This window comes from Nevskia ramosa DSM 11499 (assembly GCF_000420645.1).
Classification (GTDB): Bacteria; Pseudomonadota; Gammaproteobacteria; order Nevskiales; family Nevskiaceae; genus Nevskia; species Nevskia ramosa.
The window spans coordinates 896,027-909,668 of record NZ_ATVI01000005.1 but is presented as its reverse complement, the minus strand read 5'-3'; the positions used below and the strand labels follow the sequence as shown (position 1 = coordinate 909,668).

Annotated in this window: 8 protein-coding genes; all 8 read right to left on the bottom strand. The window is 64.8% G+C overall.

What is annotated here, in order from left to right:
• Window positions 1–133: 133 nt before the first annotated feature.
• On the bottom strand, window positions 134–1,690 hold the full coding sequence (locus G513_RS0104790) for a 2-isopropylmalate synthase (protein ID WP_022975686.1): 1,557 nt from the start codon (window positions 1,688–1,690) through the stop codon (window positions 134–136).
• 306 nt (window positions 1,691–1,996) lie between these two features.
• Entirely contained in the window at window positions 1,997–2,695 is a 699-nt protein-coding gene (locus tag G513_RS21420) for a DsbA family oxidoreductase (protein ID WP_022975685.1), read from the bottom strand.
• Window positions 2,692–3,480 (bottom strand): CDP-diacylglycerol--serine O-phosphatidyltransferase, encoded by a 789-nt coding sequence (pssA, locus tag G513_RS0104775; RefSeq protein ID WP_022975684.1) that lies wholly within the window; start codon window positions 3,478–3,480, stop codon window positions 2,692–2,694. Before pssA ends, G513_RS21420 begins: the two co-directional genes overlap by 4 nt.
• A gap of 72 nt (window positions 3,481–3,552) precedes the next feature.
• The gene (locus G513_RS0104770) at window positions 3,553–5,997 is read right to left on the bottom strand and encodes a zinc-dependent metalloprotease (RefSeq protein ID WP_022975683.1); all 2,445 of its coding nucleotides are present in this window, start codon (window positions 5,995–5,997) and stop codon (window positions 3,553–3,555) included.
• A gap of 72 nt (window positions 5,998–6,069) precedes the next feature.
• A complete protein-coding gene (locus G513_RS24680; RefSeq protein ID WP_022975682.1) occupies window positions 6,070–8,097 on the bottom strand; it encodes a tetratricopeptide repeat protein in 2,028 nt (675 codons plus the stop codon).
• Entirely contained in the window at window positions 8,094–10,151 is a 2,058-nt protein-coding gene (locus tag G513_RS24675) for a hypothetical protein (protein WP_022975681.1), read from the bottom strand. Before G513_RS24675 ends, G513_RS24680 begins: the two co-directional genes overlap by 4 nt.
• Window positions 10,148–11,893, bottom strand: a complete 1,746-nt coding sequence (locus G513_RS0104755; protein ID WP_169560501.1) for a tetratricopeptide repeat protein — start codon at window positions 11,891–11,893, stop codon at window positions 10,148–10,150. Before G513_RS0104755 ends, G513_RS24675 begins: the two co-directional genes overlap by 4 nt.
• Before the next feature lie 2 nt (window positions 11,894–11,895).
• The gene (locus G513_RS0104750) at window positions 11,896–13,638 is read right to left on the bottom strand and encodes a tetratricopeptide repeat protein (protein WP_028475143.1); all 1,743 of its coding nucleotides are present in this window, start codon (window positions 13,636–13,638) and stop codon (window positions 11,896–11,898) included.
• Between the last annotated feature and the right edge of the window lie 4 nt (window positions 13,639–13,642).

Genomic DNA, 13,642 nt, shown 5'->3' with positions numbered 1-13,642 from the left:
CGCTACTTTACCGTGCCGACCCGAGGGCCAGCGGAGATTCGCCGACCCGCGGCGTAGTTGCCGACGACAAAAAAACCCCGGCCGAAGCCGGGGTTCGTGCTGCTGACCGACATCGGTCGATCGGATGACCGAATCAGGGCATCGCCGCGAATTCCGCATGCTGCGGATGGGCGCGGCTGGTCGGGATCTCGAGGCGGTTCACCGCGTTCAGATAGGCCTTCGCCGAAGCGATGACGATATCGGTATCGGCACCCAAGCCATTGACCACGCGGCCATCCTTGCTCAAGCGCACGGTGACTTCGCCCTGGGCATCGGTGCCGGTGGTGATCGCGTTCACCGAATAGAGCAGCAACTTGGCCCCGGTGCCGACCCGCTGCTCGATCGCCGCGAACACGGCATCGACCGGGCCATCGCCCAACGCCTGCACTTCGCGGATTTCGCCATCGACCGCCAAGGCCACCTTGGCCAAGGGCTTGGTGCCGGTCTTCGAAGTGACTTCGAGCCACTGCAAGGTCACGCGCTCCTCGGCACGGGCCTGCTCGGTCTGGGTGACCAGGGCCTGCAAGTCCTCATCGAAGATTTCCTGCTTCTTGTCGGCGAGATCCTTGAAGCGCGCGAAGGCTTCGGCGAGTTCGGCATCGGACTTGAACTGATAGCCGAGTTCGTCAAGCCGGGCACGGAAGGCGCTGCGGCCGGACAACTTGCCGAGGGTCAGCTTGTTCGAAGACCAGCCGACATCTTCGGCACGCATTATCTCGTAAGTCTCGCGATGCTTGAGCACGCCGTCCTGATGGATGCCGGACTCATGCGCGAAGGCATTGGCGCCGACCACCGCCTTGTTCGGCTGCACCGGATAGCCGGTGATGTTCGAGACCAGGCGCGAGCAGGGCACGATCTGCGTGGCATCGACTCGGGTGGTGACCGGGAAGATGTCGTGGCGCGTGCGGATGGCCATGACGATCTCCTCGACTGCGGCATTGCCGGCACGCTCGCCAAGGCCGTTGATCGTGCACTCGACCTGGCGCGCGCCGTTCATCACCGCAGCCAGCGAGTTGGCGACCGCCATGCCGAGATCGTTATGGCAGTGCGTCGACCAGATCACCTTGTCGGCGTTCGGCACCCGCTCGATCAAGGTCTTGAAGCGCTCGCCCCAGAGGCTCGGGATCATGTAGCCGACGGTGTCCGGCACGTTGAGCGTGGTGGCACCGGCCTTGATCACCGCGTCGAAGATGCGGACCAGGAAATCGATGTCGGACCGGCCTGCGTCCTCGGCCGAGAACTCGACGTCATCGGTGAAGGTGCGCGCCAGCTTGACTGCACCGACTGCGTTGTCGACGACCTGATCCGGCGTCAAGCGCAGCTTCTTTTCCATGTGGATCGCGCTGGTGGCGATGAAGGTGTGGATGCGCTTGCGCACCGCAGGCTGCAAGGCTTCGCCGGCGCGGGCGATGTCGGCGGCATTGGCACGGGCCAAGGAACAGACGACCGATTCCTTGACCGCGCGGGCCACCGCCTGCACGGAGGCGAAGTCACCGGGGCTGGCGATCGCGAAGCCGGCTTCGATGACATCGACCTTCAACTTCTGCAGCGCCAGCGCGATACGCACCTTTTCGTCGAGCGTCATGGCAGCACCCGGCGACTGTTCGCCATCGCGCAAGGTGGTATCGAAAATGATGAGCTGGTCTTTCATGGTTTTCTCGCAAATACAGTGTTTTGATTTCCGACGGCGATAGCCGTCGTTCAGCAATCCGATACAGGGATGTGTCGGTCTTGGACTGGATGTCCAGGCTGCATGTTTACTATTTTTCCGGTACTAGCCCCCGGACGGGCGGATTTCGATGGTCTGCCTTACGGCAGCAGTCGAAGGGCAAGCAGCAGCTCGCGGCCGAACAGCGTCGGCGCGAAGAACATCGGGGAGCTGGTGCGGGCTTGCATGATGCGCGAATGATAGAGGAAGACGCCGCAGACGCAAAGTCCGCGTGTCGGCGCTCTTCGCTCAGACCGGCGCGCTCGTCGGCGCGGTCTCAGGCGGATCGAGACCGGCAAGCTGACGCATGATCTTCACGAAAGTGCTGGCCGATTGCCCGCCTTCGACCAGATGGCGTTCGTTGAAGATGATCGCCGGCACGCCGCGGATACCGCGACTCATCCACAGCTTCATGCGCTCGTCGACTTCATCGAGATAGGTTTCGGTCGACAGGATTTCCTTCGCGCGCTCGCCATCCAGCCCGCATTCGACGGCGATCCCGGCAAGCACCTCGTGATTGGAGATCTGCCGGCCTTCACAGAAATTCGCCTTGAACAGGGCAGTCTTCAGCAGCAGCGGGTCGCCGGCCAGTTCGGCCCAGTAGACCAGGCGATGGCTGTCGAAGCTGTTCCAGACCCGGGTGTCGCGATCGAGCTTGAACTCCAGTCCGGCTTCGGCCGCGATGGCGGTCAGGTTGCTGCGTTCGTCATTGATCTGGGCAGCGGTGGCACCGGACTTGGCGGCCAGATGCTCGCCCATGTTCTCGCCTTCCGGCGGCATGTTGCGATTCAGCTCGAACGGCTGGAAATGCAACTCGACTTCCAAAATACCCCGCAGCCGGTCCGCGGCTTCGACGAGCCCGGCAAGGCCGATCGCGCACCAGGGGCAGGCGATGTCGGAAACGTAGTCGATCTTCAGGCGTGGAATCATTGCGGGCTTCTGGCTCATGCTGGCGTCGGCTTGTTGCGAAGGCGGCGGATGACAGTGGCTGCCGGCCCCGACATCGCGTAGCCGAAGAACACCAGGAACAGGATCAGCGGCGGATTGATCGACACCAGCGCCAGCACGCCGATCACCGCGACGAACGGCAGGAAGCGCATGCGCCCCGCCAGATTGATCTTCTTGAAGCTGTTGTAGCGGATCGACGACACCATCAGCAGCGCGCTGCCCAGGGTCAGGATGCTGGCTGGAATCAGCACGTCGAGCCCGCTCAGGTCATAGCTGAACGCAGTCCAGACGAAGAACACCACCACCGCCGCGGCGGCCGGGCTCGGCAGGCCGAAGAAATCCTTGCTGCTGCCCTTGATCGCGGCCAACACGTTGAAGCGAGCCAGACGCAGCGCTGCACAGGTGGCATAGGTCATCGCCAGCACGCCGCCCAGCTTGCCGCCCAGCCACTGGTAGTCGGACAGGAAACGCAGACTGTAGGCGTAGACGACGATTGACGAGGCGATGCCGAAGGCCGCCATGTCGCACAGCGAATCGTATTCCTTGCCGAAATCGGTCGAGGTATTGGTCATCCGTGCGATGCGGCCATCGAGCGCGTCGGCAATCATCGCGAACAGGATGCCGATCGCTGCCTGATCGAAGTTGCCGTTCATCGACGACACGATCGCGTAGAACGCGCCGAACAAGGTGCCGGTCGTGAACAGGTTCGGCAGCAGGTAGATCCCCTTGGTGGGGCCCTTGCGGCGTGGCTTGGCGGATTCGGCGAGTGGAGCGGGTTCGTTCATGAGCTTCGACCTTGGCAGTCGCGCAGTCTACGTGGCCCCCGCAGACAGAGGAACCTCTGATCCGGGACGACCTCAATCGCCGAGTGGCGGTCCGGCCGGCAGCTTCGGTTCCGGCAGCGTGCCCGCCGCCGGATCGGTGACCGATTGGAAGCGGCGGATCAGGTCGGCGATCAGCAAGGCCTGACCGCTGGACGCCGCGCCGGCCTTGGGTCCACGGCTGCGCAACTTCTCCAGTTTCAGCAGTGCGATGCCGCGTACGGCCGGGCTGCCACCCTTGCCGGCCAGCGCGATCAGCTTCTGCACGATGATCAGTTGCTGCGCGTTGCGGATTTCCTGATCGATGCCGGTCTGCTCAGAGCCATAGAAGCTGGCCGCGATCAAGCGATCGGCGATCGTTTCGAAGCCCGGCAGGCTGCCATCCAGCGCTTGCTGCTGCACCAAGCGCGCTGCGCGTTCCGGCTGCAGCAGTGCGCCGATGGTCAAGGTGGACGCGGCAACCGCAGGAGCCGTGACATCGAAGGTCAGGCCGGTGCTGCGGGCGAACAGCTCGCGCGTCGCCGGCCAGCCCGGTGGCCGGGGTGGCAGCAGCGCCAGCAAGGCTGGCGACAGACTCAGGGCCGCCGGTTGCAGAGTCTCGATCAGCGCATCGAGCGCCTGCTGCTGTTCGGCCGCGGGCACCGCCTGCACCGGCGTCTGACCATCGCCGCGCAGCGCATAGACATAGCGCTGGCCACCGAGCGCTTTCGCAGTCGCGTCGATCTGATAGCGGTGATACAGGTACAGCGGCACCAGCGCTTCCTCGATGCTGGCCAGCGGCCTGCCGCGCCGGATCGCGTTCTCGCCGAAGCGCGCCAACGCCGCCTTGCGCACGGCCATCATGCGGCGCAGTTCGGCGGCGTTGTCGCGCCCGTTGTCCCAGAGGCTGACATCGGGATGGGCGGCGCCGGCGGGTCGCGCATCTTCATCGGTGAGAAAGCCGATGCCTTGCGACTGAGCCTTGCGCAGGATGCCGGCGAGCGCTGCGGGTTCATCGCTGCCGGCCGGGAATTCGCGATAGCCGTAGTCGATCGCGACCTTGTCCCAGATGCCGATTTCCGCGGTGTAGGCATCGCTCAGATCGACCGTGCCATCGGCCTTGAGCGTCACCAGCGGCTGCGGATAATCCATCACCGAAGTGCGGCCATCGCGGCTGGCGACGTAGTTGTGCAACAGGCCCAGGGTATGGCCGATTTCATGCGCGGCCAGCTGGCTGAGGCGAGCCATCACAAGCTTCTGCATCGCCGGATCGACCGCGCCTTCTTCTCCATAGGGCGATAGCAGACCTTCGGCGATCAGGTAGTCGTAACGGGCACGCAGCGAACCCAGCGTGACATTGCCCTTGATGATCTCGCCAGTTCGCGGATCATTGACCGCATTGCCGTAGCTCCAGCCGCGCGTCGCACGATGCACCCACTGGATGATGTTGTAGCGGACGTCGAGCGGATCGGCGTCTTCCGGCAGCAGTTCCACCTGGAAGGCATTGCGATAGCCGGCCGCTTCGAACGCCTGATTCCACCAGCGCGCGCCTTCCAGCAGCGCATCGCGGATCGGCGGCGGTGCACCGCGATCCAGGTAATAGATGATCGGCTGCACCGCGTCGCTGATCGCTGCGGCCGGGTCCTTCTTCTGCAGGCGATGACGCAGGATCAGATGCTGGATCAGCGGCGCATCGATCGGCGTGGCGTAGTCGGCGTAGTTCAGTTCGATGTAGCCCGAACCGGGCTGGGCCAGGCGCGGCACATAGCCTGGCTCCGGCAAAGCGATGAACGAGTAGCGCTCGCGCAGGCTGATCGCCTGCGGCGTCGGCGTCACGTCCTTGACGAACGGGCCGCTGCCCTCGCCGGCCAAAGTCACCGTCGCCTCGATTTCGGTATTGCGCGGAAACGCCTTGGTGCCCGGCAGATAGACCGCGCTGCGATCCTTGTCGAACTTGTAGCTGCCCTGCTCGGCACGCGCGATCGAGCTGATCGCATCGTGCCCGTCACGCACCGCGAAATCGCTGGCATCGACCAGCACTCGTTCGCCTTCCACGGCCACCACTGGGAAGCCGAACAGTACCGACTCGGCGAACGACTGCTCGACGGCGCGGCGCTCGTCAACACTCTCGCTGACCGCGCGGAAGCCGAGATTGGGCTGCACCAGCAGCACCTTCGGGCCGATGCGCTCGAAGCGCACCAGTTTCGCGTCGCTGACCTGACCGCGATCAAGGCCGACGTCGTTGGAACCCAGCCCTTGAGTCAGGGTCGTCAGGTACAGCAGGCTCATTTCCGGCTTGGGAATTTCCAGGTACAGCTTGCCTTCGTCACTGTTCCAGTACAGCGGCAGAAAGCCGTCGAAACGCTGCGTTCCCTTGGTTTTCGTGGCGATCGATGGCAAGCCCTGCGCGCTCTTTTCCGATGCCGCAACGGCTGATGGCGCGGCAGCAATGGCGGCCCAGGCGATGACGGCCATGATCAGGTTGCGAGCGGGACGGGACATGGCTAGATCCGGCAGAGGTATTGGATTCGTCGAACGTCAGACATGCGCGCAGCGTGCCAACGGCTCGCGGCCTCAGTTGCCGGTCAGCGGGAGACTGCTGGCCGTCAGCACTTTCTGGAAGCGTGGATCGTCGCGTACGCTTTCCCAGACCGGGCTGTAGCGCAGATCACCGGGGTTCAGGGCGTTGGCCGTCGTGGTCAAGCTTTCGAGCCGCTTCAGCGTCGCCTCGTGCTCGCCGGCCAGAGCTTCGATCTTGGCCATCGCGAATGCGTCGAGACCTTCTTGCCAGCGGTCGCCGCGACTCGATCGCAGACATTTCTCACCTTCTTCGAGCGCCGCGGCACGCTCACCCAGACCGGCTTCGATGATGGCGAGATTGCAGGCGAAGCCGGCGCTTTCCATGCCTCTGGCGCGCAGTTCCAGAGCCTTGTTCTTGCCCGCCGTGAATGCAGCGTTAGCTTCCTCGCGCTGACCGGCAAAGTAATAGCCACCGCCGAGCAAGCTTTGCAGGCCGATGACCTGGTCACCGAGCTCGAGGCCGGGCGTGGCGAGCAGCTTGCCGACCAGCTCGGTCACTGCCAGATACTGGCGCCGATAGAGCATTTGGGTACCGGTGATCGCCACTGCCCGGGCAGCCACTTCGGCTGGCAGCGCATCGATGATTTCCTGCGCTCGATCGAGCTTGCCTTCGGCCTGGTAGAGGCCCGTCTTCTGCACGATCAGTCCTGGATTCTCGGGGCTGATCGCGATGGCCCTGTCGATCGCCGCCTGTGCCGCATCGTAGCGACGCAAGGCCGCCTCGGTTTCGGAGATGCCGGTCCAGTGACTGATGTTGCCCGGATCCTGTTCGGTGGCCCGCTTCAGATTGGCAATCGCCTGGCCCAACCGGTCCTGGCGGCGCAGGACGTAGGCGATGGCGGCGTTGACATCGGCACTGTTCGGCAGGCGGCGCCGGGCTTGCTCGAACGCCGCCAGCGCCGCGTCGAAGTCACCGAGGCCGCGATAGAAGTAATAACCGCGCGCCAGCCAGGCCTCACCCAGATCCGGTTGCAGGCGCATCGCCGTGTCGGCAGCGTCACGCAGTTCGGCCAGCCCCTGGGCGTCGTGACCGAAGCCGTTCAGATACAGATAGCTGACCGTCGTCGCCAGATGCACCCAGGCCAGCGCGAACTGCGGATCGGCCTTCACCGCCTCGCGGTAATGGCGGCGGGCGTCGAGATAGTCCTGGTTGTCGCTGAAGCGCAGCTCGTAGGACAGGCCGCGCAGATAGGCATCGTAAGCGGCGGCATTGCGAGTGGCAGCCTGGTCCAGCGCCTTGGTTTCGGCACCGGTCAGGCGGGCGTTCAGCGCATCGGCAATCGCCTGCGCGACTTCGCCTTCGACGCCGAAGATGCTGTCCAGCTTGCGGTCATAGGTTTCCGCCCACAGGTGCTCGTCGGTATCGGCGCGGATCAGCTGGACATTGATCCGCACCGTGTCGCCATCCTTCTGCACGCTGCCTTCCAGCAGATGGGCGACGCCGAGGCGACGGGCAACGCCCGGCAGATCGCCAGGCTTGCTGTCGAGGCTGGCGGTGGAATTGCGCGAGATCACCCGCAGCGCGCCGACCCGCGACAGCCGGGTCAGGATTTCATCCTGGATGCCCTGCGCGAAGTAGGCGTTGGCCTTGTCATCGGACAGGCTTTCGAACGGCAGCACCGCCAGCGAGCGATCGGGGGGCGCATCCGCCGGACGCAATAAGGTGCGCTCGGCGACGAAAAAGGCCAGCGCGAGCAGCAGCAGGCCAGCCAATGCGAAGCTCAGTTTCCGACCGTTGCCGAGCCGCACCGGCACGACCATGGCGGCCTCTTCGTCCGAGGAATCCGGTGTGCGGACGATGCCCTGCGGCGTCAAGTCATACAGCCAGGCCAGCACCAGCGCGATCGGAAAGCCGAGCACGACGACGATCACCACCAGCCGGACCGCGGCATTCGGCACGTCGAAGAACGGGAACACTTGCGTCGCCATCTGCACCAGCAACCAGCCGCCGACTGCGTACATCGCGCCGACCTTGTAGACGTGGCGGCGCTTCAGCTCAGCGAAGAACGATCGCTTGCTCATGGCGCAGCGACCGCTGGCCTGGTCGCGCTGCCTTCGGCGAGCAAGCTACGGAAACGCGCATCCTGGCGCAGCGGATCCCAGATCGGATCGAGCTTCAGCAGTTCGACGGTCAGCAGCGAACTCGGTCTGTGCAGCAGATGGTCGAGGATCGGCACGGCCTTCGCGGCATTGCCGGTCATCGCGTAGGTCACGGCGAGGTAGTACTGCCAGCCGGGACCTTCAAGCGCATCGTTGGCGTCGGCCAGCGTGGCAATTGCCTGTTGCGCCTGCTCGACCGCCGTATCGCTTTCTCCCAGCCCTGCCAGGGCCATCGCCAGTACGAAACGCCAGGCGGCTTCCGGATTGGCCGATTTGTGCTCCGCAGCCAGCGCAGTGGTAGCGAGCGCCTTCAGCTGTTCGTAGCCGGCTCGCGCCTGCTCCGTCGCGCCGGCCAGCTGTTCGCTCATCGCCAGCCGGAGCTGCCAGTCGATACGCGCGGGGATATAGCTGGAAAAGCTCAGATCCCAGTCCAGATCGGCCTTGCTGGCGACCGCCTTGCGGAACTGTTCGATCGCTTCGGGATAGTCACGCCGATAGAGCGCCTGCAAGCCCCGCAAGGACTGCACGGCAGGCAGACCGGCTGGCATCTGCGCCAGCGTTCGCTCGGCATCGTCAAGCCGGCCGAGTACCCACAGGCACTGCGGCCTGATCCACAGCGCGCTGGGCACGTCGGCATCGAGCCCGAGCCGGGTCTCGGCCAGCAGGGCCAGCGTCGCCTCGTAGTGCCCGATCAAGGCTTGGGTGGCAGCTACGGTGAAGATCACGAAATCATCGTTGGGCGCCAGCAGTCGGGCGCGCTCGAAATCGGCAACCGCCTGCTGCCACAAGCCCAGACGGCGCTCGAGCAGGCCCGACAGCAGCCAGACGTCGAAGTCACCGGGCAAGGCTTTCTTGACCGGCTCCAGGACGGCAAGTGCGCCCGCGTAATCACGGCTTCCGTAGTACAGGAACACGGCGCGGGCCTTGGCAACCTGCGGCAGTTCCGGCGCCAGCGCGGTGGCGCGATCCAGCGCCATCTGGCCTTCGAGCGCCAGTTGTCCGTCGCCGTATCCACCCCAGACGGCCAGGCTCGCGTAACGCGAAAGTTCCGCCCAGGCCAGCGCGAAATCGGGATCCAGTGCCACCGCTTGCCGATAGACGGCAATCTTCTGGTCGATCTCCTGCCGGCTCATCTGCCCGCTCGATGCGCGTGCCTTCATGTACAAGGCATACGCCGCAGGATTGCCGGTCGGTGAGGTCGTCAGGGCCACGCGCTCGGCAGGCGTCAGCTTCGCCTTCAGAGACGCGGCGATCTTCTGCGCAACCTCGCTCTGCACGGCGAACACGTCATCGAGCTCGCGATCGTAGGTCTCGGCCCAAAGGTGATTGTCGGTCGCGGCATCGATCAACTGGACGTTGACGCGGATGCGGTTCGCCGATTTCTGGACGCTGCCTTCGAGGATGTGGGCCACGGCAAGCTCTTTGGCGATCTCGGCAATATTGCCCGGACGGCTCGAGTAGCGCTGCGTCGAAGTCCGCGAGATGACCTTGAGATCACCAATCCGGGCCAGGCCGGTCAGGATCTCGTCCTGGATGCCGTTGGCGAAGAATGCGTTCGCCGGCTCCGCCGACAGATTCTCGAACGGCAGCACGGCAATCGATTTGTCGGCAGGTGCTGCGGCTGGCTTGCTCGGCGTCAGGCGGTCGGTCAGCAGCAACACTACGGCCAGCGCCAGCACCGCGATGATCCAGCGATCCATCGTCTTGCCGGTCTGCCGGGTCACCGATTCGCTGCGATCGATCTCGCTTTCCAGCTTGATGCCCTGCGGCGTCCATTCGTAGAACCACGAGAACAGCATCGCGAACGGGAAGCCGATGACCACCGCGATGACGACGATCCGCACCGTCGAATTCGGGATGTCGAAGAACGGAAACACCTGGGTCGCGATCTGCACCAGCAGCCAGGCCGCGCCGGCGTAGAACAGCGCCGCGCGATGGACATTCCGGCGCTGCAGTTCGGTGAAGAAGGAGGTCATGGCTTCGGATCCGGCAGGCCAAGCCGGGTCAGCAGCGCCGCATAGCGCGGATCGCTGCGCAAGCCTTTCAGCAGGGGATCGCTGGGCAGACTCAAAATGCCGCCGTCGTGGCTGTCGTAAGCCCGCTGCAGCCATTCGAATGCCGCATCCTTGTCGCCGCGCCAGGCGTGCACTTCGGCGATCTGGTACCCAAGGCTCTGCTCACCCGTGGCGGTCAATTGCGCCAGCGCCGCATCGGAAGCGGCACTGTCGCCACGAACGACCTGCGCGAGCGCAACAAAGCAAAGGCGGAAGCCTGCGTTGGGCTCCAGCTGTGCTTCACGCAATGCGGCCTCGCCGTCGCCACGCAGCACGGCAGCGAACACCTGCCAGCGATGGCTGGATGCCGATCCCGGTTGCAGTTCCGCAGCCTTGCGCGCCTGGACATCGGCCTCGTCCAGACGCCCCATGGTGAACAGCACGCGCGCCAGACTGAGGTGGGCAGAGGCCATCAGCGGATCAATCTCGATCGCTCGCCGCGCCGCCGCCTCGGCATCCGTGTAGCGTCCGACGTACAGCAGCACGCGGGCGAGCAGGTTGTGCACGGTGGCATTGCTCGAAGACAACTGCGCCGAGCGTTCCAGTTCGGCGAGACCTTCGTCGAACTGCCAGTCGCCCAGGAACAGTGCCCAGCCCAGCGCGGCATGCGCCTCGGCGAGCTCCGGGGCAAGTTCCACGGCCTTTCGGGCATCGCGCAGGGCGTCGGCGCGAATGCCGGGCTTGCGGCCGATATCCGCGATCAGGTCTGCGAAGCTGATCGCAGTCTCGGCGCGCTCCGCGTAAGCCTGGGCGTAGGCGGGTTCGAGACGGATGGCTTCGTCGTAGTAGTGGATGGCCTTGACCATGTCGTCTTCGCTGCGGCGCTGAAAATAGAAGCGTGCCTGCAGGTAGGCGTTGTGGGCGTCGACGCTGATCTCCGGCGCGGCCGGCTTCGGCGCAGCCGCGAACAGCGCCGATTTCAGTGCGGCCGCGACCGCGCTGGCAATCTCGCTCTGCACGGCAAAGATGTCCTTGAGATCGCGGTCGTAACTACGCGACCACAGCGCACGACCATCGGCCGCGTTGATCAGCTCGGCGACGATGCGCACCCGCTCGCCCTGCTTGCGCACCGTGCCTTCGAGCAAGGTGGCCACCCCGAGCTTCTCGCCGATGACCCGGCTGCCCTCGGCACCGCCCTTGAAGCGGAACGAGGAACTGCGACCGATGACCTTGAGATCGCCGATCTGCGCGAGTGCGGTGATCAGCTCCTCGCTCAGGCCATCGGAGAAATACTCGTTGGCCGGATCGCCGCTCTCGTTGATCAGCGGCAACACGGCGACCGAGCGATCGATGTCGCCGGACGCCCGCTTGCCCCCGACCACCGTGTTGGCCATCAGCAGCACCACGGCCAGCGCCAGCACGGCGATGATCCAGCGATCCATCGTCTTGCCGGTCTGCCGAGTGACCGATTCGCTGCGGTCGATCTCGCTTTCCAGCTTGATGCCCTGCGGCGTCCACTCGTAGAACCACGAGAACAACATCGCGAACGGGAAGCCGATGACCACCGCGATGACGACGATCCGCACCGTCGCATTCGGGATATCGAAGAACGGAAACACCTGCGTCGCGATCTGCACCAGCAGCCAGGCGGCGCCGGCATAGAACAGCGCCGCGCGATGGACGTTGCGACGCTGCAGTTCAGCAAAAAAGGAGTTCGCGGACATGGTCATTTCGGCATTGCACCGGGCCAGGCCATCTTCAACAGCATTGCGGCATAGCGTGGATCGCCGCGCAGACCGCGCATCAGCGGATCGGCGTACAGGTTCAGGGTTCCGGTGTCGTGCTGATCGTAAGACCGTTGCAGCCAGGCGAACGCCGTATCGGCTTCGCCGCGCCAGGCGTAGACCTGGGCGATCTGGTAGGCGCCGATCAGGCTGTCTTTCTCGATCAACGCTGCCAGCGAGGCGTCGGCGGCAGCCGCATCGCCGTGCGCGTGGAAGGCCAGGGCCAGCTCGAAGCGGCGATAGCTCGGGCTGGGCTCCAGCTGCGCTTCGCGCAGCGCCATCTCGCTGTCTCCCTTGACCACGGCGGCAAGCACCTGCCAGCGACGGCTCGAGCCCGCCGTCGGCTGCAACTCCGCCATCTTCTGTCCCTGCGTGATCGCCTCGTCGTTCTTGCCGGCCACGTAGAGCACGCGTGCCAGGTCACGACGGGCGTTGGCCGAAAGCGGGTCGAGTTCCACCGAGAGCCGGGCCAGCGCTTCGGCCTCTTCGAACTGACCCGCGTAGCCCAGCACGCGCGCCAGCGTGTAGTTGGCGCGGACATTGAACGGTGACAGCTGCTTGGCCTTGCGCAGTTCGATCACCGCCTCGTCGATCTTCCAGTCGACGAAGAAACGCAGCCAGCCCAGGGTGGTGCGAGCCTCGGCCAGGTTCGGGTCGAGCGCCACCGCTTTCTCGGCATCGCGGCGCGCGGCAGCGAAGGCGTCCGGATGCGGCTCGGTATCCTGATCGGCGATCCAGCTCCAGGCTTCCGAGCGCTCCGCATACGCCAGCGCGTACTCGGGGTCGAGCCGGATCGCCTGATCGAAGTAGTCGACGGCCCTGCGGAAATCCGCAACGTTGGTGCGCTCGTAATAGAAATGCCCTTGCAGGTAGGCGCTGTGGGCTTCCGCATTGAGCGGCGCCGCGTCTTGACGCGCTTTCGCCGCGTCACCAAGCAGGCTCAGCTTCAGCGAAGCGGCCACGGCCTGCGCGATCTCGGCCTGCACCGCGAAGATGTCCTTCAGCTCGCGGTCGTAGGTCTGCGCCCACAGCCCTCGCCCGTCTTGCGCATTGATCAGCTGCGCGACGATGCGCACGCGATCGCCCTGCCGGCGCACCGTGCCTTCCAGCAACGTGCCCACACCGAGCTTTTCACCGATGGTCTTGCTGTCATCAACGCCGCCCTTGAAACGGAACGAGGAACTGCGGCCGATGACCTTGAGATCGCCGATCTGCAGCAGCGCAGCGATCAGCTCCTCCGACAGACCGTCCGAGAAATATTCGTCTTCGGGGTCGCCGCTCTCGTTGATCAGCGGCAGCACCGCGATCGAGCGGTCGAGCTCGACCGGCGCGGCTTTACGTCCGAGCAGCGCGTTGGCGAGCAGCACCACCACCGCCAGACCCAGCACCGCGATGATCCAGCGATCGAGCGTCTTGCCGGTCTGGCGGGTCACCGACTCGCTGCGATCGATCTCGCTTTCCAGCTTGATGCCCTGCGGCGTCCATTCGTAAAACCAAGAAAACAGCATCGCGAATGGAAAGCCGATCACCACCGCGATGACGACGATCCGGACCGTGCTGTTCGGGATGTCGAAGAACGGGAACACCTGCGTCGCGATCTGCACCAGCAGCCAGGCGGCACCGGCATAGAACAACGCCGCGCGATGGACGTTGCGGCGTTGCAGTTCGCCCAGAAGTGCACTCATGGCA

Excerpts from the sequence above, each read along its gene's own strand:
- G513_RS0104790 (WP_022975686.1), bottom strand. The coding sequence starts at position 1,690 with ATGAAAGACCAGCTCATCATTTTCGATACCACCTTGCGCGATGGCGAA.
- G513_RS0104750 (WP_028475143.1), bottom strand. The coding sequence starts at position 13,638 with ATGAGTGCACTTCTGGGCGAACTGCAACGCCGCAACGTCCATCGCGCG.
- G513_RS24680 (WP_022975682.1), bottom strand. The coding sequence starts at position 8,097 with ATGAGCAAGCGATCGTTCTTCGCTGAGCTGAAGCGCCGCCACGTCTAC.
- pssA (WP_022975684.1), bottom strand. The coding sequence starts at position 3,480 with ATGAACGAACCCGCTCCACTCGCCGAATCCGCCAAGCCACGCCGCAAG.
- G513_RS21420 (WP_022975685.1), bottom strand. The coding sequence starts at position 2,695 with ATGAGCCAGAAGCCCGCAATGATTCCACGCCTGAAGATCGACTACGTT.
- G513_RS24675 (WP_022975681.1), bottom strand. The coding sequence starts at position 10,151 with ATGACCTCCTTCTTCACCGAACTGCAGCGCCGGAATGTCCATCGCGCG.
- G513_RS0104770 (WP_022975683.1), bottom strand. The coding sequence starts at position 5,997 with ATGTCCCGTCCCGCTCGCAACCTGATCATGGCCGTCATCGCCTGGGCC.
- G513_RS0104755 (WP_169560501.1), bottom strand. The coding sequence starts at position 11,893 with ATGTCCGCGAACTCCTTTTTTGCTGAACTGCAGCGTCGCAACGTCCAT.